Origin of the sequence: Microbispora sp. H13382 (assembly GCF_014161445.1) — a bacterium.
Lineage (GTDB): Bacteria > Actinomycetota > Actinomycetes > Streptosporangiales > Streptosporangiaceae > Microbispora.
On sequence record NZ_JABBXA010000009.1, the window covers coordinates 259,211 to 278,674 of the forward strand.

The window sequence follows — 19,464 nt, forward strand, 5'->3', positions numbered from 1 at the left end:
GGTGGCCGCTGTGCCGCACCAGCCAGAACCCCTCGTCATCGGCCACCGGGGCGCCAGCGCCCTGCGGCCCGAGCACACGCTGCCGTCGTATGAGACGGCGATCGCGCTCGGGGCCGACTACATCGAGCCCGACCTGGTCTCCACCAGCGACCACGTCCTGGTGGCCCGCCACGAGAACGAGATCTCGGGGACCACGGACGTGGCGGCCCACCCCGAGTTCGCGGCCCGCCGCACCACCAAGACCATCGACGGCGTGGCGGTCACCGGCTGGTTCACCGAGGACTTCACGCTGGCCGAGCTGCGCACGCTGCGGGCCACCGAGCGCATCCCGGACCTGCGCCCGGGCAACGCCGCCTTCGACGGCCTGGCTCCGATCCCGACGTTCGACGAGGTCGTGGAGCTGGCTGTACGGCACGGCGTGGGCGTCTACCCCGAGACCAAGCACCCTTCCTACTTCGACTCCATCGGCCTGTCGCTGGAGGAGCCGCTGCTCGACGTGCTGGGCCGGCACGGCTGGCGCGACCGGCACGACCCGGTCTTCATCCAGTCGTTCGAGGCGGCCAACCTGCGCGAGCTGCGCGGGAAGACCCGGCTGCCGCTGATCCAGCTGGTCGGCGGCTCGGGCGCGGCGTACGACCGGATGGTCACGCCCGCCGGGCTCGAGGAGATCGCGACGTACGCGGACGGCATCGGCGTGGCGACCTCGCGGGTCGTGCCCACCGGTCCCGGCGGTCGCCTCCTCGCCCCCACGACACTGGTGCGGGACGCCCACAGGGTGGGGCTCGACGTGCACGTGTGGACCGTTCGCGACGAGAACGCCCAGCTCCCGGCCGACTTCCGGCGCGGCGACCCGGCCGGTCCGGCGTACGCGCGGGCGACGGGAGACGTGATGGGCTGGCTAACGATGCTCTGCGACCTCGGCGTGGACGGCGTCTTCGCCGACAACCCCGGCACGGCTCGTGCCGTGCTCGCGGGGCGTTCCCGGCGGATCGCCGCAAGTTGACAATGATTTTCATTTGCGGGACATTTGGAAGGGATGTTTCCCCTGATAACGCCGACTTGAGGAGCCGTCGTGCTCTCGCCGCTTGCCCGTACGCTCTCGTCCGCCGCGCTGCTGGTGCTGTTCGCAGCCGGGTGCGGCGGCGCGCAGAAGCCGTCTGATTCCTCCGATCCCGCGCGGCCGTTGAAGGTGGTGGCGACCACCACGCAGGTCGCCGACTTCGCCCGCAACGTCGGCGGCGACCGGGTCACGGTCCACCAGTTGCTGAAGCCGAACGTCGATCCCCACGACTACGAGCCGTCTCCGGCCGACATGCGGGCCATCGGTGAGGCCGACGTGCTGGTCAAGAACGGCGTGGGCCTGGAGAAGTGGCTGGACGAGACGATCGCGGCCGCCGGGTTCGACGGGACCGTCGTCGACGCCTCCCAGAACGTCCAGATCCGCATGGGCTCCGAGGAGGGGCACGAGGAGGGGCACGGGGAGGAGGGGCACGATCACGACGAGTCCGAGGGCGATCCGCACATCTGGCACAACCCGCTCAACGTCAAAACGATGGCCGCCACGATCGAGACGGCCTTCGCCGCCGCCGATCCGCGCGACGCCGCGGCCTACCAGGCCAACCGGGTGGCGTACGACGCGAAGCTGGACGCGCTCGACGCCGACATCGCGAGGAAGATCGAGTCCGTGCCCGCCGACCGGCGCAAGCTCGTGACCAACCACGACGCGTTCGGCTACTACCTCGACCGATACAAGCTGACGTTCGTCGGATCGATCATCCCGAGCTTCGACACCTCCGCCGAGCTGTCCGCCAAGCAGGTGTCAGATCTCGTCGCCGAGATCAGGGCGACCGGGGTGACGGCCGTCTTCTCGGAGGCGTCGCTGCCGCCCAAGACGGCCGAGGCGATCGGCCGCGAGGCCGGGGTGACGGTCGTGGCCGGCGAGGACGCGCTGTACGGCGACTCGCTCGGCCCCGAGGGCTCGGCCGGTGCGACCTACCTCCAAATGGAGGAGCACAATACCGACACCATCGTCAACGCGTTGAGGGGGACCGCCGCATGAGCGAGCGCACGCCCACCCTGGTGCTCGACCGGGCGAGCGTGGCCTACGGCGACGTCCCGGTCCTCGAGGAACTGCACGGCGTCGTCCACGAGGGCGAGGCCGTGGCGCTGATCGGCCCGAACGGCGCGGGCAAGTCGACGCTGATCAAGGCGTTGCTCGGCCTGGTGCCGGTGGTGCGCGGCCGGATCGAGGTGCTGGGCAGGCCCCCGGCGCAGGCCCGCCGCGACGTCGCCTACGTGCCGCAGGCCGACACGCTCGATCCCGACTTCCCGGTGTCGGTCGAGCAGGTGGTGATGATGGGCCGCTACCGGCGGATCGGGTGGCTGCGCCGCCCCTCCGCCGCCGACCGGGCCGAGACCGCGGAGGCACTGGAGCGGGTCGGGCTGGCCCACCGCGCGCGTGAGCGGTTCGGCACGCTGTCGGGCGGGCAGCGCCAGCGGGTGCTGCTGGCCCGTGCCATCGCCGCCAAGCCCCGGATGCTGCTGCTCGACGAGCCGTTCAACGGCGTGGACGCGGTCAGCCAGCACGCGCTGCTCGAGGCGATCGGCTCGCTGAAGGAGCAGGGCGCCTCCGTCGTGGTCAGCACCCACGACCTCGCCATCGCGCATCTGGCCTGCGACGAGGTGTGCCTGCTCAACCGGCACCAGTTCGGCTTCGGCCCGACCGGCGACGTGCTGACGCCCGAGCGGCTGCGCGCGACGTACGGCGGGCACGCCCTCGAACTGCGCGGCGACCGGGTGATCGTGACCCAGACATGATGTTCTTCGAGCCGTTCCAGTTGCCCTTCATGGCGCGGGCGCTGGTCGAACTGGTCATCCTCGGCGCGCTCGCGGGCACGGTCGGCGTGCTGGTGCTGCTGCGCCGGCTCGCCTTCGTCAGCGACACCCTGACGCACACCGTCTTCCCCGGCGTGGTCATCGGCCACCTCATGGGCGGGGACGGCGGCATCTTCTGGGGGGCGCTGGCCGCCGGGGTCCTCACGGCCGTCCTGCTCACGCTGCTGACGCATCGCCGCCGCGTGAGCGAGGACGCCGCGCTCGCCATGCTGCTGACCACGTTGTTCGCCGTCGGCGTCGTGGTGGTGTCGCGGCAGACGGGCTTCACCTCCGACCTCACGGCGTTCCTGTTCGGGCGGGTGCTGACGGTCAACGAGGAGCAACTCGCCCAGACCGCCGTCGTGACGGTCGTGGTCGTGGCGTTGCTGGCGGTGCTGCGGCGGCCGCTGCTGCTGCGGGCCTTCGACCCCGAGGGCGCCCGCGCGGCCGGCGTCCGCGTGGGCCTGCTCGACCTCGTGCTGAACGTCGCGGTCGCGCTGGTCGTCGTGGCCGCCGTGAAGGCGGTCGGCACGATCCTCGTGATCGCGCTGCTCATCGTGCCGGCCGCGGCGGCCCGGAGCCTGTCCGACCGGCTCGCGGTCATCGTGCCGCTGGCCTGCCTCGTCGGCGCGGCCGGCGGATGGCTCGGGCTCGTCGTGAGCTACGAGGCGTCGGTGGAGCACGGGGTGCGGCTCGCCTCCGGCGCGACCGTCGTGCTCGTCCTGGTCGCGTTGTACGGCCTGGCCCACGCCGCCGGGGCCGTACGCAGGAAGGTGGGCCTGAGCCGCGCCCGCCGTCGCTCGGTCCTGGAGGCGGCGTGAACTGGCTCGACTCGACCGTCAACCGGGCCCTGGTCGAGGCCGTCCTGGTCGGCGTGCTCGGCGGGGTCGTCGGGGTGTTCGTGGTCGCGCGGCGGCTGCCGTTCTTCACGATGGCCCTCACGCACGCGACGTTCCCCGGCATCGTCGTCGCCGCCATGCTCGGGGTGAACCTCTACCTCGGCGGCGGGTTGTTCGGGCTGCTGGTGGTCGCCGCGGTCCTCCTCTTCGGCCGGGGCCGCGGGCAGGACTTCGGCACGGCCACCGGCATCGCGCTGTCGGGCGGCTTCGCGCTCGGTGTGGTGCTGGTGTCGGCGCAGGACGGCTTCACCAAGGACCTGGCGGCGTACACCGTGGGCGACCTCCTGGCCGTGGGCACGGGTGACCTGGTGGCGACCGCCGCCGTCACCGTGGGGGTGCTGCTCCTGCTGGCCCTGGTGGGCAAGGAACTGCTGCTCGCGGCGTTCGACCCGGTGGGGGCGGCGGCGCTCGGACTGCCCACCCTGCTGCTGGACTTCGCCCTGCTCACGATCGTCGAGGTGACCGTCGTCGCCACCGTGCCCGCGCTGGGGACGATCCTCGCCGTGGCGTTGATCGTGGGCCCGGCCGCGACCGCCCGCCTGCTCACCGACAGGCTCGCGGTGTTGTTCCCGGGCGCCGCGGCGATCGGGGTCGCCTGCGCGCTGGCGGGCGTGTGGGTCTCCACGCAGTGGAACGTCGCGACCGGGGCCTCCATCGCTCTGTTCGTGGGCCTGGTGTTCGGGACGGTCTTCCTCGGGACCGCCGTACGCGGCCGGGTCAGGCGGGCCGCGGCCGTCAGGGCTTGAGCAGGACCTTGATCGCGCCGTCCTCCTTCTTCTGGAAGATCTCGTAGCCGTGCGGGGCCTGGTCGAGCGGCAGGCGGTGAGTCGCCAGGTCGCCGACCCCCAGGGGGTCGCCGTCGCCGGTCAGGAGCGGCATGATGTCGTCCACCCACCGCTTGACGTGGGCCTGGCCCATCCTGAGCGCGATGCCCTTGTCGAACATCCGCAGCATGGGCATGGGGTCGGTCATCCCGCCGTAGACGCCGCTGATCGAGATCGTGCCGCCGCGGCGTACGGTCTCGATGGCGTCCTGCAGCGCGGCGAGCCGGTCGAGGCCGGCGCGGGTCATCATGGCGGCGGCGGCCTTGTCGGGCAACATCCCGGTGACCGTCTGGGCGAACTTGCCGACGGTGTAGCCGTGCGCCTCCATGCCCACGGCGTCGACGACCGAGTCGGTGCCCCGGCCTCCGGTCATCGAGCGGACCGCCTCGGGCACGTCGTCGATCTCGTTGCCGTCGAGCACCTCGATGCCGTGCCTGCGGGCCATCTCCAGGCGCTCGGGGACGATGTCCACGCCGATGACCCGGTAGCCGCGGTGGCGCGCGATGCGGGCCGACATCTGCCCGATCGGGCCGAGACCGAAGACGGTGACGCTGCCACCGTCGGGCACCTCGGCCCATTCGACGGCCTGCCAGGAGGTGGGCAGCACGTCGGAGAGGTAGACGAACCTCTCGTCCGGCGGCCCGTCCGGCACCTTGATCGGCCCGAACTGCGCCTGCGGGACGCGCAGGTACTCCGCCTGGCCGCCGGGCACCTCGCCGTACAGCTTGGTGTAGCCGAACAGGGCGGCGCCCGTGTCGTACTCGCGGACCTGGGTGGTCTCGCACTGGGCGTACAACGCGCGGTCGCACATGTAGCAGTGGCCGCACGAGATGTTGAACGGGATCACCACACGGTCACCCGGCTTGATGTGGGTGACCTCCGCGCCGACCTCCTCGACGATGCCCATCGGCTCGTGGCCAAGGATGTCGCCCTCGCCGATGAACGGGCCGAGCACCTCGTACAGGTGCAGGTCGGACCCGCAGATCGCGGTCGTGGTGACTCGGATGATCGCGTCGGTGGGTTCCTTGATGGCCGGGTCCGGGACCTCGTCCACCCGTACGTCGCGCTTGCCGTGCCAGGTAACTGCCTTCATGTTTCCCCTCCAGAAAAAAGGGCCGGGATGTCGCGATCGTTCCCGTATGCCCTACTTCTGGTGGGAGAAACGGCCCTTCCGGGGGTCAGAGGTGCAGTACGCTGCCCTGCTCGTCCACGTGGTCGGCGCTGTCGTCGTCGAACCAGACGCCGCCCGTCGCGAGGTAGCGGAACCGGTGCGCGCCGGGCGGAAGGATCACCGACACGGTGCGGGTGCCGTTCCTGCGCCGCAGCAGTTCGTGGCTGCCGGGCAGCCAGTCGTTGAAGTCGCCGACCACGCTGACCGTCCCCGAGGGGTCGTCAAGGGGCAGGGTGAAGGTGACTCGGGTCTTCTGCCCGAACAGCCGGGTGCGCTTGAGCATGCCGCATAGCCTGGCGTACGGCATCTAAAGGAAGAAACCAGTACACGCAGGACGTAACACAATATTCACGCCCTTTTCAGGGCGCGTGTCCCACCCCGCAGAGGAACCAGGTGGGCAGGTGCCGCCGGGCCTGCCGGGCGAGCAGGTTCTCGTCGTCGGGCCGCCAGTCGTCCAGCGGGACCAGGCCCGGTTCGACGAGGCGGAAGCCGTCGAACAGCTCGTGGATCTGCTCGCGGCTGCGCAGGGTGACGCCGCTGCTGGCCTGCCGGTAGACGGCCGCCCCGTCGTGGGCGTCGCCGGACCGCTCCTCGTCGGTGACATGGGACAGCACGAGATGGCTGCCGGGGGCGACGGACTCCCTGAGCCGGGCCACGAGCTCGGCCGGCTTGTCGTCGTCGGTGAGGAAGTGCAGCACGGCCACGAGCAGGATCGCGACCGGCTCGGCGGGATCGATCAGCGACCGCAGCTCCGGGTGGTCCAGGATCTCCTCGGGCCGCCGCAGGTCCCCCTGCACGGTCACGGTGGCGGCGGCGGTGCCCGACAGCAGGGCCCGGGAGTGCGCGAGCACCACCGGGTCGTTGTCGACGTACGCCACCCGGACGCCGGGGTCCATCTCGTGCGCCACCTCGTGGACGCTGCCCTCGGCCGGCAGCCCGGTGCCGATGTCCACGAACTGCCGGATCCCGGCCTCGGCCACCAGGTGGCGGACGGCCCGGCGCATGAAGGCCCGGTTGCGGCGGGCCAGCGCACGGGCCTCGGGCGCGACCTCCAGAACCCGCTCCGCGGCCTCCCGGTCAGCCGCGAAGTTGTCCTTTCCGCCGAGAAAGTAGTTGTACATGCGCGCGGGATTGGGGACGCGCGCATCGATACCGGGTGGTGGCGGCGCGTCATCGGCCACGTAATATCTCCTCACTCACAGCAGTAAAGAGGACTTGCTGCGAGCATAAGGGCCGCCCGGGAGAAACCCAACGAAGAACGCCATAACTCTGTGACTCCATCTTGTCGCGGGATTCCCGTTCGCCACCGCGAGGCACGCCACCGGCAGCGGCAGGAGGGCGAGCCACAGCAGATGGGCCACCGGCCACTATCGCACCCCGCGCCCCGATCGGTTCACCCGTACGTCCTAGGACCATCGTCCGATATCGCGCGGGGTCCACGGAGATCTATAACGGGCATATGTACGCCGTCAGATTGCATGCCTTCGGTCCCGCCGAGAATCTCGTCTACGAGGAGGTCGAGGATCCCGAGCCCGGGCCGGGCCAGGTCCGCGTCGCCGTACGGGCGGCCGGGGTGCACCTGGTCGACACCACGTTGCGGGCCGGGAAGTACGTGGGCGGCCCGATCCCCGTCCCCGACCTGCCCACGATCCCCGGCCGGGAGGTCGCCGGGGTCGTCGACGCGGTCGGTCCCGAGGTCGATCCCGGCCTGGTCGGCAGGCGGGTGGTGACCCATCTCGGCATGGCCCCCGGCGGCTACGCCGAGCTGGCCGTACGGGACGCGCCGGCGATCCACGAGATCCCGGACGGCCTCGGGTACGGCGAGGCGGTGGCGATGATCGGCACGGGCCGGACCACGATCGGCATCCTCGACGTCGCGGAGATCCGGGCGGACGACGTCGCCCTGGTGACGGCGGCGGCCGGAGGCGTGGGCAACCTGCTCGTGCAGGCGGCGGTGCGGGCCGGCGCCACGGTCGTCGGGCTCGCCGGCGGCGCGGCCAAGGCGAGCCGGGTCCGCGCGCTGGGCGCGCACCACGCCGTGGACTACACCGCTCCCGGCTGGCCCGACCAGGTGCGGGCGCTCCTCGGCGACCGGGAGGTCACGCTGGCGCTCGACGGCGTCGGCGGGGACCTCGGGCGCAGCACCCTGGAGTTGCTCGGCGTCGGCGGCAGGATCGTGCTGTTCGGCTGGGCGGACGCGCGGGGCGGCCCGACCGCGCTGACCACCGAGGACCTGTACGCCCGAGGCATCACGGCGGCGGTGGCGGTCGGCCCCCGGGTGCTGAAGCGGCCGGGCGGCCTGCGGGGCCTGGAGGAGCGGGCGCTGGCGGCCGCGGGGTCGGGCGCACTGGTCCCGCTGGTGCAGAGTTTCCCGCTCAAGGACGCCGCCGCCGCGCACGCCGCGCTGGAGGACCGCGCGACCACGGGCAAGGTCGTCCTCGTGCCCTGACCCTTCAGGCCACGAGCACGGGGTGGGGGAGCACCGAGTTGTGGCAGTAGCCGAGGTCGTTCCACGGGGTGGCGTCCGGCTGGGAGCGGCCGTGCTCGTCGGTGGCCCGGACCCGCACCACGTGCGCGCCAGGGTCAGGACTCCAGGGGAACCGCCAGCGGGTCCAGACGCCGGGGAGGTCCGGTCCGTCGAGGGCGGCCGATCGCCAGGGGCCGTCGTCGATCCGGTAGTCGACGGCCGTGACGCGGTCCTCTCCGGCGTACGCGCGGCCGCGGATCGTCTGCGGAACGGGGCTCAGGCGCGCGGGCCAGGGCAGCTCGACCAGGCACGCGACCGGCGTGGAGGTGATCGGCACGGTCGGTCGGCCCGGCGCGGTGAGCACGTAGTCGTCGGTGTTCCACGGCACGCGCAGCGGCCGGTCGGACACCTCGATGCGGCCCACCCACTTGATGCTCGCCGCGCCGAGCCAGCCGGAGACGACCACGCGGGCGGGGAATCCGTGGTCGGACGGCAGGATCTCGCCGTTCATGGCGAGCGCGAGCAGGGTGTCGGACGCCAGGGCCTTGGCGAGGGGCATCGGGCGGCGTGCGCGCGCCCCGTCGAGCCCTTCGGGCATGACCTCGACGGCGGCGTCCGTGAGCCCCGCCGGTTCGAGCAGGTCGCGCAGCGGGATCCCGGTCCACTCGGCGGTGCCGACCGCGCCGCGGCCCCACTGCACCCCGCCGAAGCGGTGGCCGTGCTCGGCGCCGAAGAGGGCGCGCCGGTTGCCCGCGCACTCAAGGGTCCGGACGACGGACACGAGCGGGAAGCGGCGCCACAGGTCGTCGTAGGTGTAGCGGACGGTCCGGCGTACGCCGCCGCCCTCGACGCGCAGCGTCCAGGATCGCGCGTCGAGACAGGGGGTCGGGGCGTGGTTGCGGACGAAGAACCGGTCGGTGGGAGTGAGCAGGCCGGGCAGACGGTCGGGCCGGGTGCCGTAGTCGAGGCCGGTGCCCGCGTCCTCCATGAGATCGGCGGTCGTCGGCTTCACCACCGCCGTGCGGATGCCGGGTGTCGTACGCATCGGCCCTCCCCTTCCGGGCCGGCGCGGTGACGGGCCCGTCAGCCCAGGTCGTGGCTCGCTCTCCGGGCCTGCCGCTCGGCCCAGGACGCGAGACGTGACCAGCGCCGGGCCGCGACCAGGCGGCTCGCGACGCGCGCGTTGTCGGCCTCGCGGTGCAACTCGGTGATGCGCTCGGTGGCCACGGAGTAGTCGTAGAACATCATTGCCGTCCCGGTGGTCGTTGTAACTGTCCTAATTGCCTTAGTCAGTTACAAAGGTAGGGCAAAGGAGTGTGACTGGTCAAGTCAATTTGGACAGTTACGGTGTGGCGGCTCGCTGTGTGTCATACGCCCGGATCACGGTGTCGAGCAGGCCGGGGAAGAGGGCGTCGAGGTCCTCGCGGCGCAGGGAGCTCATCTTCGCGGTGCCCCGGTAGACCTGCCTGATCACGCCCGCCTCGCGGAGCACCCGGAAGTGGTGGGTGGTCGTCGACTTGCTGACCGCGAGGTCGATCGCCGAACACGACGACTCGCCGCTGCCGGCGAGATAACCCACCACCTGGAGGCGTACGGGATCGGACAGCGCGTGCAGCACGTCCTCCAGCCGGATCTCGGACCGGTCCGGATGGTCGAGCGTCCGAGGGGTCATCGGGCCTCCTTTGTACGACGGTCTTCGTAGTTTGACAGATTGCGTACTACGAGAGCTATCGTACAAGAGTCCCGACGACGAGAGGAGCGCGGCGTGAGCGCGTTGTTCGAGCCCCTGACCCTGCGGAACCTGACCATCCCCAACCGCGTCTGGATGTCGCCCATGTGCCAGTACAGCGCGGCGGTGGAGGGGCCGGAGCAGGGCGTCCCCACCGACTGGCATCTCGCTCACCTGGGCTCCCGCGCGGTGGGCGGGGCCGGTCTGATCGTGGTCGAGGCCACCGCAGTGTCCCCCGAGGGCCGGATCAGTCCCGCGGATCTCGGGCTGTGGAACGAGCGCCAGGAAGCGCGGTTCGGCCGCATCGCCCGGTTCCTCGCCGAGCACGGCACGGTGCCCGGCATCCAGCTCGCGCACGCGGGGCGCAAGGCGTCCGCCGACCGCCCGTGGAGGGGCGGCGCGCCGGTCGGCCACGAGGAGCACGGCTGGCGGCCGGTCGCGCCCAGCCCGATCCCGTTCGCCGAGGGCCACCCGGTGCCGGACGAGCTGAGCGAGGCGGACATCCGGCGGCTGGTGGCGAGCTTCGCGGCGGCCGCGCGCCGCGCGCTCGCGGCCGGTTTCAAGGTGGTGGAGATCCACGGCGCCCACGGTTACCTGATCCACGAGTTCCTGTCGCCGTTCAGCAACCGGCGCACCGACGGGTACGGCGGGTCCTTCGCCAACCGCGCCCGCTTCGCGCTGGAAGTGGTCGACGCGGTGCGCGCCGAATGGCCGGACGAGCTGCCGGTGTTCTTCCGGGTTTCGGCCACCGACTGGCTGAGCGAGAACCCCCGGGGACCCCCGCGAGGGCTGGACCGCCGACGACACCGTACGGCTGGCCAAGGAGCTGCTCGCCCACGGGGTGGACCTGCTCGACGTCTCGACGGGCGGCAACGCGCCGAAGGCCCGGATCCCCGTGGAGCCGGGATACCAGGTGCCGGTCGCGGCGCGGGTGAAGGCGGAGACCGACCTGCCCACGTCGGCCGTCGGCCTCATCACCGAGCCGCGCCAGGCCGAGGAGATCGTCGCCTCCGGGCGGGCCGACGCGGTGATGCTGGGCCGTGAGCTGCTGCGCGACCCCTACTGGCCGCACAACGCGGCGCGCGAGCTGGGGGCGGCCGGGCGCCTGCCCGACCAGTACGACTGGGCGGTCTGAACGCCCGAACGTGGGTAGGGGTGGCCGTATGGCAGAGATCGGTTTCACTCTTATGTGCGAGCAGACGCCCGCGAAGGAGCTGGTGGAGGACGCGGTCGCGGCCGAACGGACCGGTTTCGACTACGCCGTCATCTCCGACCACTACTTCCCGTGGCTGGAGGAGATGGGCCACTCTCCGTACGCCTGGTCGGTGCTGGGCGCGGTGGCGCAGGCCACGGAACGGCTGCCGCTGATGACGTACGTGACCTGCCCGATCATGCGGTATCACCCGGCCGTGGTGGCGCAGAAGGCGGCCACGGTGGGCGTGCTCAGCGACGGCAGGTTCACCCTCGGCGTGGGCGCGGGCGAGAACCTGAACGAGCACGTGGTCGGGCACGGCTGGCCGCCGGTCAACACCCGGCACGAGATGTTCCGTGAGGCCATCGAGGTCATCAAGGAGCTCTTCCAGGGCGGCTACCGCAACTACCGCGGCGAGTACTTCGACATCGACTCGGCTCGGCTGTTCGACCTGCCCGAGCGGCCTGTGCCCATCGCGGTGGCCGCGTCCGGCGAGCAGTCGGTGGACATCGCGGCCGAGCTCGGCGACGGCCTCGTCGCGACCGACCCGGACGGGTCGCTGGTGGAGAAGTTCGCCGCGTCCGGCGGCGAGGGCAAGCCCGTCTACGGCCAGCTCGCCGTCTGCTACGACCCCGACAGGGACGCCGCGATCGAGCGGGCGCACCGCATGTGGCGCTGGGCGGTGACCGGCTGGAAGGTCATGTCGGAGCTGCCCGCGCCGGTCAACTTCGCCGCCGCGACCGAGACCGTGCGGCCGCAGGACGTGGCGGAGAAGGTGCCCTGCGGCGCCGACGTGGACGCCGTGGTCGAGGCCGTGCGGCAGTACACCGACGCCGGCTTCACCCACCTCGCGCTCGTGCAGGTCGGGCGGGAGCGGCAGCGGGAGTTCTTCGAGTGGTCGGAGAAGGAGCTCCTCCCCGCGCTGCGCGACCTGGGAAAGAATTAGAGACTTGATCTAGAGAGTTGCTCTAATTAGAGTCGGCGCATGACATCCACCGCTGTGGTGACGGGCGGCTCGCGCGGCATCGGGCAGGCGGTCGCGGCCCGTCTCGCCCGCGAGGGGTTCCGGGTGGTGATCGTGGCCCGCGATCCCGTGCGCGGGGAGGCGGCGCGGGTGGCCCTGCCGGGCGACGCGGTGCTCGTGACCGCCGATCTGGCCGAGACGGCGTCGGTGCGCGCGGCGGCCGCCGCGCTGCTGGAGGCCTGTCCGCGGATCGACGTGCTGGTGCACAACGCGGGAATCTGGCCGGCCCGGCGTGAGATCACCGGGGACGGCGTCGAGCGGGCGTTCGCGGTCAACCATCTGGCGCCGTTCCTGCTGAACCACCTGCTGGAGGAGCGGCTGCGGGCGAGCGGCACGCGGGTGGTGCAGGTCAGCGCGGGCCTGTACGTCAAGGGCCGGCCCGACCCCGGCCGGACGGTGACCGGACTGAACTTCCACCCCGTCAGGACGTACGCCGACACCAAGCTGTGCAACCTGATGATGGTGCCGCTGTTCGCCCGGCGATGGCAGGATGCCGGGGTGACGATCGACGCGGTCCACCCGGGGGTGATCCGGACCGATCTCGGAGCTCGCGGCGGCGTGCTCGGGCTCGTGCTGAAGGCGGTCAAGCGCACCTGGGGCACCCCGGACGACGGCGCCGAACCCGTCGTACGGCTCGCCCTCGACGGCTCCGGCGGCACCGGGCGCTACTTCGAGATCGGCGACGAGACCCCACTCGCCCCCGTCGCGCGCGATCCCGAGATCGCGCAGGCGCTGTGGCGGCAGGCCGCTGCGCTGACAGAGACGGCGTGACCCGCCAGCGGCGCGGCGAGGAGACGGTGCGGCGGCTGCTCGACGCCGCGCTCGCCGTCTACACCGACGACGGGCCGCAGGGCTTCACGATGCGGGCGGTCACGGCACGCAGCGGGGTCAGCGTCGGCAGCCTCTACCATCACTTCGGCAGTTTCGACGGCCTGGCGACCGCGCTCTACTCCGAATGCATGGCTGACCTGCTCGACGTGCTGATCGCGGCGCTGGAGGGCGTGGACGACCCCCGCTCCGGGGTGCACGCGCTGGTCGAGGCCTATCTCGGGTTCGTGCGGGCGAGCCCGGTCAAGGCGCGGTTCCTCCACGCCTCGCCGTACCTCGGGCACCTGGAGCAGAAGACGGCCGCCGTGGCCAAGGAACCCCGCCTCGACGCGCTGGTGGCGTGGCTGCGCCCGCACCTCGCGTCCGGGGCGGTCGCGGACCTGCCGGTATCGATGATCGAGATGCTGCTGATCGGCCCGGTCGCGGAGGTCGCCCGCCGCTGGGTCGCCGGCGAGCCGGGAGTGGACCTCGACGAGGCCGCCCGGCTGCTGCCCGAGCCCATCTGGCGGTCCCTGAGCGGAGGCCCGTACGGCGCGTGAGATGATCGCGCTCGGCACCGCGGATGGGGAGGAACGGATGTCCGAGCGCACGCAGACGGTGACGGTCGCGGACGGCGGGTTCGACCTGCGCCTGTGGATTCCACAGCGGGGGAGCGGCCCGGGGCTGCTGCTGATCCCGGAGATCTTCGGCGTGAGCGACTATATCCGGGCCGTCGCCGCCGACCTCGCCGAGCTCGGCTACGTCGTGGGCGTCCCGGACCTGTTCTGGCGGCTGAACCCCGGCTGGGCGGCCGCGCACGACGAGGAAGGGCTGCGCGCCTCGCTGGAGCAGGTGGCGGACCTCGACCCCGGCAAGGCCGCGGACGACTGCGCCGCCGCGCTCGGCGCGCTCGCCGCGCGGCCCGAGGTGACGGGCCGGACCGGCGCGCTCGGCTTCTGCCTCGGCGGCTCGCTGGCCTACGCGGTGGCGGCCCGCGGTGACGAAAGCGGCCTGTCGGCGGTGCTGTCCTTCTACGGCTCGGCCGTTCCGGACGCGCCGCAGCTGCTGGACGACATCCGCTGCCCGATCCAGTTCCACTTCGGCGGGCGGGACCCCTACATCCCCCGGGACCGGGTGACGATCGTGGAGGAGGCGGCGGCCGGGCGGCCGGGCGTGGAGGTCCACGTGCAGGAGGAGGCCGGTCACGCCTTCCACAACTTCTACGCGCCGATGTTCCACAACCCCGAGGCGGGCCGTGCGGCGTGGGCGCTGGCCATGGACTTCCTGCGCCGTCACCTCCCGGCGGTCTGAGCCTCCCGCTTCCAGGGGAGCGCGGGCAGGCCGCACCGCACGCGCAGGAGCATCCAGAAGGCCGGGGCGAGCAGCAGCACGGCGAGCAGCATCCAGACGGTCTCGGTGTTGCCGACGCCGAACATCTTCAGCGCCGAGGCGAGCAGCACGAACGCGAGGACGCGGCGGATCAGCCCGCCGGGGGCGCGTGAGGAGATCCGCGAGCCGAGGTAGACGCCCGGGATCGAGCCGGCCAGCAGCGCAACCGTGACCGACAGCGTGAACTCGCCGAACATCAGATGACCGAGCGCGGCCGACATGACCAGCGGCACGGCCTGGACGAGATCGGTCCCGACGAGCTGGTTGGCCTTCAACGCGGGGTAGAGCGCCAGCAGGGCCACGATGATCAGTGAGCCGGAGCCGACCGAGGTGATGCCGACCACCAGCCCGCCCACGGCCCCCACCAGCGCGGTCGGCAGCGGCCGTACGGTGACGGCGGGCATCTCGGTCGCGGCCGGTTCACCGGGGGCGGCGGTACGGCGGCCGGTCTCGGGGGTGCGGCCCTCGGCGCGGTCGCGCATCGCGAGATAGCCGCGTACGGCCAGGCCCGCCGCCGCGATGAGCAGCGCGATGCCGAGGCCCTTCTGGATCACGTTCTGCACGCCCTCGCCGTCGCCGAGCGCGCGGGCGAGGAGCACGCCGCAGAACGCCGCGGGGACCGAGCCGGCGCACAACCAGGCGACGAGCCGCAGGTTGACCGTCCCCCGGCGCAGGTGCACGAAGCTCCCCACCGGTTTCATCACGGCGGCGGCGACGAGGTCGCTCGAGACGGCGGCGAGGGGCGGCACGCCGAAGAACGTCACGAGCATGGGCGTCATCAGGGCGCCGCCGCCCATCCCGGTCAGGCCGACGACGACGGCGACCAGGAAGGAACCGATCGCCATGGTGTAGTCGAAATCCACTCGCTTACCCTACCAAACCCATCGGAAATACGGATACCCCCTGGGGCGGGCGACCGTTGACGTGATGGTCGTCGAACGAATACGGTTGCCCGGGCTTATCCGGTTAAGTGGCGGGAGTGCCAGTGGTCGAAGGGCCGGGGATGCGGCGATGACCGTACTCGCGGTGGACATCGGCGGCACGAAGTTCGCCGCCGCGGCCGTCGCGCCCGACGGCGAGATGCTGGCCCGCGCCGAGGTGCCGCTGCGCGGCCCTGCTTCGGCCGACGAGACGCTGTCGGAGGTCGTGGGCCGGATCACCGAGCGCGTCGCGCCCGCCCGCCTGGACGGGATCGGGGTGGGCTCGGCCGGGCCGCTCGACCCCCGCCGGGGCACGGTCAGCCCGGTGAACATCCCCACCTGGCGGGAGTTCCCGCTGGTGGACGCCCTGGGCGAGGTGCTTCCCGGCCGGCCCGTACGGCTCGCGGGCGACGGCCAGTGCATGGCGCTCGGAGAGTGGTGGCGCGGCCTGGGCGAGGACCTCGCGGTGCGGAGCCGGGCCATGCTCGGCATGGTGGTCTCCACCGGCGTCGGCGGGGGCTTCGTCCTCGACGGCGTGCCGTACGTCGGCCCGACCGGCAACGCCGGGCACATCGGGCACATCACGGTCGACCCCGATGGCGAGCCGTGCCCCTGCGGCGGGGCCGGGTGCGTGGAGACCATCGCGAGCGGGCCCGGCATGGTCCGGTGGGCCGCCGCGAACGGCTGGTCCGGCGCGGACGCGCGGGCGCTGGCCGCCGACGCCCGGGCCGGGCACCCCACCGCCGTACTCGCCTTCCGGCGCGCCGCCGGCGCGCTGGCCACCGCCGTGCTCACGGCGTCCGCCCTGTTCGACCTCGACCACGTCGTCATCGGAGGAGGCGTGGCCGCGGCGGGGCCGATTCTCTTCGACCCGCTCAAGCAGGCGATCGAGAGGAACGCCGGGCTCGGCTTCCTGCGGCGCCTGCGGGTGGACCCGACCTCTCTGGGCCGCGACGCCGGGCTGTTCGGCGCCGCCGCCCTCGTCCTGATCCAGGGCAACCCGGGCACCTGACCTGTCCGGGCCTCCCGACACAAGGAGCGTCGAGGGGCACCACGGGCCGCTCAATCCCACCAAATTGACCCTAATTGGCGCGATATCTCCATTTATGGGGCAAAGGTAGGCTGGAGGACTGAATCGACATCGGGGGAACGCGGCCATGACGGGAACGCACAGGTGAAATGGGCCACCGGCTCGGCGGACCCGCGCCACAGAGCCGCGTCCCCCGACCTCATGGCGGCGCTGCTCGAACGCGGCGGCGAGGGCGTCGTGCTGTGCGACGCCGACGGCGTCGTGACGCTGGCCAACCCGGCGGCGGTCCGCCTGGTGCCGCGGCTCGAGCCGGGGCTGCCCCTGCCCGCGCTGCTCGACGTCGTCCCGTCCGCCCCCGAGGGCCGGACCGTGACGTACGGCGGCCGGGAGATCCGGGTCCGCGCGGAGGAGTTGGGCGAAGGCCGAACCGCCTGGTATCTGACCGCGGAAACGCCCCGAGAACCGCAGCAGACGCTGCGTACGAAGTTCCTGCTGGAGGCCGCGCGGCGCCTGTCCGCCTCGCTCAACCCGCACCGGTGCGCCCGGGCCGCGACGGAGCTGGGCACCGACTTCCTGTGCGACGCGGCGATCGTGCTGCTGCCGCCCACCGCCCGCCGCCGGATGGAGTGGGTGCGCGCCGTCTCCGGCAGCTCCGGCCCGGACGAGGGCGTCGTGTCGGCCGCCGCCGCGGCCGAGGTGCCCGGCCTGACCGACGCGCTCGCGGGCCTGCGGGAGGACGCCGCGGGACGGCAGGACCCGGCCGGCACGCCGGACTGGCTGCTGCCGGAGGGATTCGGCCCGGTCGGCCACCTGCTGGTGCTCCCGCTGCCCGGCAACGCCGTGCCGGCCGGTGCGATCGCGCTCGCCCGCCGCGCCGGGCGGCCGCCGTTCGGCGAGGACGACCAGGTGATGGCGCGCGACCTCGCGACCCGGGCCGGCGCCGCGATCTCGGCGGCCTCCCTGTTCCGGGAGCAGAGCACGGTCAACGCCATCCTGACCGGCGACCTGCTGCCGCCCGACCTGCCGGAGATCGAGGGCATGCGGCTGGCCGGCCGACTGCGGGCCTCGCAGCAGGCGGGCGCCATCGGCGGCGACTTCTACGACGTCTACCTGCCCGAGGCCGCGCCGGAGAGCGGGATCGTGCATCGGCCTCCGCTGGTCATCCTGGGCGACGTCTGCGGCAAGGGCGCCCGCGCGGCGGTCCTGGCCGGTCAGGTCCGCCACAGCCTGCGTACGCTGCTGCTGCTGGAAAGCCGTCCCGAGCGGCTGCTCGAACTGCTCAACCGGTCGCTGCTCGCGTCCCCGTCGCCGAACTCCTACGTCACGCTGATCCTCGCGGCGCTGCGGAGCGCCCCCGGCGACCACGTGCTGGTGGACCTGGCCGTCGCCGGGCACCCGCCGCCGCTGGTCCTGCGCCGGGACGGCACGGTTGAGGAGGTCGCCGTCCGTGGTTCGCTCCTCGGCGCGCTGAAGAAGATCAGCCTGTGGCCCGTCACGCTCGACCTGGGGCCCGGCGAGGTGTGCCTGCTGTACAGCGACGGGATCACCGAGGCGTTCGGCGGTCCGAGCGGCCGGGAGATGTTCGGCGAAGAGCGGCTGAAGCGGGCGCTGGCGACCTGCGCCGGCATGCCGGTCGACGCGCTGGTGGAGCGGCTGGAGCAGCTCAGCACCGAGTGGTTGCGGGGCGGGCAGCAGGACGACCGCGCACTGCTCGCCGTGCGCGCGGGGAGGGGGACGTCGCGATGACGCCGGACCTGGAGGCCGCCACCGAGCGCTACCTGGAGCTGATCGGCCGGGCCGACGAGTACGGCGCGGTCGACCTGGTCGTGGGCCTGATCGACGGGGGCGTCCCCGCCGAGGACGTGCTGCTGAGGGTCATCGCACCGGGGCAGCGCCGGGTGGGCGAGCTGTGGGCGTCGAACGAGTGGTCGGTGGCGCGCGAGCACGGCGCGACCGCGGTCAGCGAGCGCGCGGTGGCCGCCGTCAGCGGGCACGTCCGGCCGGCGCCGACACGCGGCCGGGTGGCCGTGGCCTGCGCCGACGGCGAGTATCACGCGCTGCCCACCCGCATCATGGCGGAGGTGCTGCGCCTGCGGGGGTGGGACGTCGACTTCCTGGGCGCCAGCGTGCCCGGGCCGCACCTGATCACCCATCTGCACCAGACGGGGCCCGACGTGGTCGCGCTCGGCTGCACGCTGCCGACCCGGCTGCCCCGGGCCCACGCCACCATCGCGGCCTGCCAGGCCGTGGGCATCCCCGTGCTGGCCGGTGGGGCCGGGTTCGGCGCCGACGGCCGCTACGCCCGGCTGCTCGGCGCGGACGCGTGGGCGCCCACCGCCGACGCGGCGGCCGACCGGCTCGCCGCCGGGCTGCCGTCCTTCCCCGCCGCCTATAACGGCGCGGCCCATCTGGGCGACGAGGAGTACACGTACCTGACCCGGCACCGCGCCGAACTGCTGTCCCGCGTCATGGACACGCTCAGGGAGTCGTACGCCCCGATGGGCGGCTACAGCGCGCGGCAACTGGAGCACACCGGCGAGGACCTCGGTCACCTCGCCGATTTCCTGATCGCCGCGACGTACGTCCACGACGCTTCGCTGTTCACCGATTTCGTCACCTGGACCTGCCGGGTGCTGGTGGCCCGGAACGTGCCGGCGGAGTCCGTCGTGCTCGGCCTGGGCGTCTTCCATGATGTACTGACGGACTGCCCCCGCGCCCGGGCGCTGCTGACCGAGGGCGTCACCGCGGCACGGACGTGTTGCGCGGTCCGGCGAACAGAGACGAGCGTCTGATGCAGGACACGCTCCCGTTCCAGGTGGAGTCGCTTGTCTCCGAGCCCGGTGCCGTACGCCTCGTGATGACCGGTGAGCTCGATTTCGGCGCGGCGGACGAGGCGTCCGCCGCGGTGGACAAGGCGCTCGCCGAAGACCTGCGCCTGCTCGAACTCGACCTGGCCGGGCTGAAGTTCATCGACTCCTCGGGCATGGCCGTCCTGATGAACGCCTACATGGGGGCGGGGGAGTGCGGGGCCGGCTTCCGGATCGTCGCGCTCACCCCCTATCTGCGCCACCTGATCGAGGTCGTCGCCCTCGACGACGTGCTGGGCCTCCCCGATTGAGATCTTGTCCGGCTGAGACA

21 protein-coding genes and 1 pseudogene are annotated in these 19,464 nt (G+C 72.5%); 15 read left to right on the forward strand and 7 right to left on the reverse strand.

The window, feature by feature from the left end; translation table 11 throughout:
- Positions 1 to 10 precede the first annotated feature (10 nt).
- The 5 genes from HHX41_RS20390 (at position 11) to HHX41_RS20410 (ending at position 4,519) form a co-directional block, all read left to right on the forward strand.
- Positions 11 to 1,003: a glycerophosphodiester phosphodiesterase gene (locus HHX41_RS20390; RefSeq protein ID WP_310742089.1), complete on the forward strand. Its 993-nt coding sequence runs from the start codon at positions 11 to 13 to the stop codon at positions 1,001 to 1,003.
- A gap of 69 nt (positions 1,004 to 1,072) precedes the next feature.
- Entirely contained in the window at positions 1,073 to 2,059 is a 987-nt protein-coding gene (locus HHX41_RS20395; RefSeq protein WP_182907243.1) for a metal ABC transporter substrate-binding protein, read from the forward strand.
- Positions 2,056 to 2,817 (forward strand): metal ABC transporter ATP-binding protein, encoded by a 762-nt coding sequence (locus HHX41_RS20400; RefSeq protein WP_169981383.1) that lies wholly within the window; start codon positions 2,056 to 2,058, stop codon positions 2,815 to 2,817. Before HHX41_RS20395 ends, HHX41_RS20400 begins: the two co-directional genes overlap by 4 nt.
- Positions 2,814 to 3,695, forward strand: coding sequence for a metal ABC transporter permease (locus HHX41_RS20405; protein ID WP_169981385.1), 882 nt, complete (start codon positions 2,814 to 2,816; stop codon positions 3,693 to 3,695). Before HHX41_RS20400 ends, HHX41_RS20405 begins: the two co-directional genes overlap by 4 nt.
- Entirely contained in the window at positions 3,692 to 4,519 is an 828-nt protein-coding gene (locus tag HHX41_RS20410; protein ID WP_182907244.1) for a metal ABC transporter permease, read from the forward strand. The genes HHX41_RS20405 and HHX41_RS20410 overlap by 4 nt, the downstream gene beginning before the upstream one ends.
- On the opposite strand, the gene HHX41_RS20415 is transcribed toward HHX41_RS20410, so the two are convergent.
- From HHX41_RS20415 to HHX41_RS20425, 3 genes are all read right to left on the reverse strand, one after another.
- Positions 4,509 to 5,690: a zinc-dependent alcohol dehydrogenase gene (locus HHX41_RS20415; protein ID WP_182907245.1), complete on the reverse strand. Its 1,182-nt coding sequence runs from the start codon at positions 5,688 to 5,690 to the stop codon at positions 4,509 to 4,511. The two genes, HHX41_RS20410 and HHX41_RS20415, sit on opposite strands and share 11 nt — an antisense overlap.
- Before the next feature lie 85 nt (positions 5,691 to 5,775).
- Positions 5,776 to 6,051, reverse strand: a complete 276-nt coding sequence (locus HHX41_RS20420) for an isoamylase early set domain-containing protein (protein ID WP_182907246.1) — start codon at positions 6,049 to 6,051, stop codon at positions 5,776 to 5,778.
- A 76-nt stretch (positions 6,052 to 6,127) separates the two neighbouring features.
- Complete coding sequence (locus tag HHX41_RS20425; RefSeq protein ID WP_310742090.1) at positions 6,128 to 6,949, reverse strand: SAM-dependent methyltransferase; 822 nt, start codon at positions 6,947 to 6,949, stop codon at positions 6,128 to 6,130.
- A 278-nt stretch (positions 6,950 to 7,227) separates the two neighbouring features.
- On the opposite strand from HHX41_RS20425, the gene HHX41_RS20430 reads away from it, so the two are divergent.
- On the forward strand, positions 7,228 to 8,217 hold the full coding sequence (locus tag HHX41_RS20430; protein ID WP_182907247.1) for a zinc-binding dehydrogenase: 990 nt from the start codon (positions 7,228 to 7,230) through the stop codon (positions 8,215 to 8,217).
- A 4-nt stretch (positions 8,218 to 8,221) separates the two neighbouring features.
- On the opposite strand, the gene HHX41_RS20435 is transcribed toward HHX41_RS20430, so the two are convergent.
- From HHX41_RS20435 to HHX41_RS20445, 3 genes are all read right to left on the reverse strand, one after another.
- Positions 8,222 to 9,280 carry a sulfite oxidase gene (locus HHX41_RS20435; protein WP_182907248.1) on the reverse strand — a complete coding sequence of 353 codons (1,059 nt, stop codon included), beginning with the start codon at positions 9,278 to 9,280 and terminating at the stop codon, positions 8,222 to 8,224.
- Between the two features lie 38 nt (positions 9,281 to 9,318).
- A complete protein-coding gene (locus HHX41_RS20440; protein WP_169981397.1) occupies positions 9,319 to 9,483 on the reverse strand; it encodes a hypothetical protein in 165 nt (54 codons plus the stop codon).
- A gap of 94 nt (positions 9,484 to 9,577) precedes the next feature.
- A complete protein-coding gene (locus HHX41_RS20445; RefSeq protein WP_182907249.1) occupies positions 9,578 to 9,907 on the reverse strand; it encodes a helix-turn-helix transcriptional regulator in 330 nt (109 codons plus the stop codon).
- Positions 9,908 to 10,000: 93 nt separating this feature from the next.
- On the opposite strand from HHX41_RS20445, the pseudogene HHX41_RS20450 reads away from it, so the two are divergent.
- From HHX41_RS20450 to HHX41_RS20470, 5 genes and pseudogenes are all read left to right on the forward strand, one after another.
- Positions 10,001 to 11,099: pseudogene (locus HHX41_RS20450) on the forward strand (NADH:flavin oxidoreductase/NADH oxidase).
- 28 nt (positions 11,100 to 11,127) lie between these two features.
- On the forward strand, positions 11,128 to 12,102 hold the full coding sequence (locus HHX41_RS20455) for an LLM class F420-dependent oxidoreductase (protein WP_182907250.1): 975 nt from the start codon (positions 11,128 to 11,130) through the stop codon (positions 12,100 to 12,102).
- 39 nt (positions 12,103 to 12,141) lie between these two features.
- Positions 12,142 to 12,951: an SDR family NAD(P)-dependent oxidoreductase gene (locus HHX41_RS20460; RefSeq protein ID WP_182907251.1), complete on the forward strand. Its 810-nt coding sequence runs from the start codon at positions 12,142 to 12,144 to the stop codon at positions 12,949 to 12,951.
- Entirely contained in the window at positions 12,948 to 13,547 is a 600-nt protein-coding gene (locus HHX41_RS20465; RefSeq protein ID WP_182907252.1) for a TetR/AcrR family transcriptional regulator, read from the forward strand. The genes HHX41_RS20460 and HHX41_RS20465 overlap by 4 nt, the downstream gene beginning before the upstream one ends.
- 37 nt (positions 13,548 to 13,584) lie before the next feature.
- A complete protein-coding gene (locus HHX41_RS20470; protein ID WP_182907253.1) occupies positions 13,585 to 14,298 on the forward strand; it encodes a dienelactone hydrolase family protein in 714 nt (237 codons plus the stop codon).
- Here the strand turns inward: HHX41_RS20470 and HHX41_RS20475 are convergent.
- A complete protein-coding gene (locus HHX41_RS20475) occupies positions 14,280 to 15,221 on the reverse strand; it encodes a sulfite exporter TauE/SafE family protein (RefSeq protein ID WP_169981527.1) in 942 nt (313 codons plus the stop codon). The genes HHX41_RS20470 and HHX41_RS20475 overlap by 19 nt on opposite strands.
- 166 nt (positions 15,222 to 15,387) lie before the next feature.
- Between HHX41_RS20475 and HHX41_RS20480 the strand changes: the two genes are divergently transcribed.
- The 4 genes from HHX41_RS20480 (at position 15,388) to HHX41_RS20495 (ending at position 19,444) form a co-directional block, all read left to right on the forward strand.
- Positions 15,388 to 16,308 carry an ROK family protein gene (locus tag HHX41_RS20480; RefSeq protein WP_182907254.1) on the forward strand — a complete coding sequence of 307 codons (921 nt, stop codon included), beginning with the start codon at positions 15,388 to 15,390 and terminating at the stop codon, positions 16,306 to 16,308.
- Positions 16,309 to 16,470: 162 nt separating this feature from the next.
- Complete coding sequence (locus HHX41_RS41875; RefSeq protein ID WP_182907255.1) at positions 16,471 to 18,072, forward strand: PP2C family protein-serine/threonine phosphatase; 1,602 nt, start codon at positions 16,471 to 16,473, stop codon at positions 18,070 to 18,072.
- Complete coding sequence (locus HHX41_RS20490; RefSeq protein ID WP_182907256.1) at positions 18,069 to 19,118, forward strand: B12-binding domain-containing protein; 1,050 nt, start codon at positions 18,069 to 18,071, stop codon at positions 19,116 to 19,118. The genes HHX41_RS41875 and HHX41_RS20490 overlap by 4 nt, the downstream gene beginning before the upstream one ends.
- The gene (locus HHX41_RS20495) at positions 19,118 to 19,444 is read left to right on the forward strand and encodes an STAS domain-containing protein (protein ID WP_182907257.1); all 327 of its coding nucleotides are present in this window, start codon (positions 19,118 to 19,120) and stop codon (positions 19,442 to 19,444) included. Before HHX41_RS20490 ends, HHX41_RS20495 begins: the two co-directional genes overlap by 1 nt.
- Positions 19,445 to 19,464: the final 20 nt, after the last annotated feature.

Excerpts from the sequence above, each read along its gene's own strand:
- HHX41_RS20435 (WP_182907248.1), bottom strand. The coding sequence starts at position 9,280 with ATGCGTACGACACCCGGCATCCGCACGGCGGTGGTGAAGCCGACGACC.
- HHX41_RS20440 (WP_169981397.1), bottom strand. The coding sequence starts at position 9,483 with ATGATGTTCTACGACTACTCCGTGGCCACCGAGCGCATCACCGAGTTG.
- HHX41_RS20400 (WP_169981383.1), top strand. The coding sequence starts at position 2,056 with ATGAGCGAGCGCACGCCCACCCTGGTGCTCGACCGGGCGAGCGTGGCC.
- HHX41_RS20475 (WP_169981527.1), bottom strand. The coding sequence starts at position 15,221 with ATGGCGATCGGTTCCTTCCTGGTCGCCGTCGTCGTCGGCCTGACCGGG.
- HHX41_RS20405 (WP_169981385.1), top strand. The coding sequence starts at position 2,814 with ATGATGTTCTTCGAGCCGTTCCAGTTGCCCTTCATGGCGCGGGCGCTG.
- HHX41_RS20420 (WP_182907246.1), bottom strand. The coding sequence starts at position 6,051 with ATGCTCAAGCGCACCCGGCTGTTCGGGCAGAAGACCCGAGTCACCTTC.
- HHX41_RS20415 (WP_182907245.1), bottom strand. The coding sequence starts at position 5,690 with ATGAAGGCAGTTACCTGGCACGGCAAGCGCGACGTACGGGTGGACGAG.
- HHX41_RS20460 (WP_182907251.1), top strand. The coding sequence starts at position 12,142 with ATGACATCCACCGCTGTGGTGACGGGCGGCTCGCGCGGCATCGGGCAG.
- HHX41_RS20495 (WP_182907257.1), top strand. The coding sequence starts at position 19,118 with ATGCAGGACACGCTCCCGTTCCAGGTGGAGTCGCTTGTCTCCGAGCCC.
- HHX41_RS20455 (WP_182907250.1), top strand. The coding sequence starts at position 11,128 with ATGGCAGAGATCGGTTTCACTCTTATGTGCGAGCAGACGCCCGCGAAG.
- HHX41_RS20430 (WP_182907247.1), top strand. The coding sequence starts at position 7,228 with ATGTACGCCGTCAGATTGCATGCCTTCGGTCCCGCCGAGAATCTCGTC.
- HHX41_RS20490 (WP_182907256.1), top strand. The coding sequence starts at position 18,069 with ATGACGCCGGACCTGGAGGCCGCCACCGAGCGCTACCTGGAGCTGATC.
- HHX41_RS20480 (WP_182907254.1), top strand. The coding sequence starts at position 15,388 with ATGACCGTACTCGCGGTGGACATCGGCGGCACGAAGTTCGCCGCCGCG.
- HHX41_RS20470 (WP_182907253.1), top strand. The coding sequence starts at position 13,585 with ATGTCCGAGCGCACGCAGACGGTGACGGTCGCGGACGGCGGGTTCGAC.
- HHX41_RS20445 (WP_182907249.1), bottom strand. The coding sequence starts at position 9,907 with ATGACCCCTCGGACGCTCGACCATCCGGACCGGTCCGAGATCCGGCTG.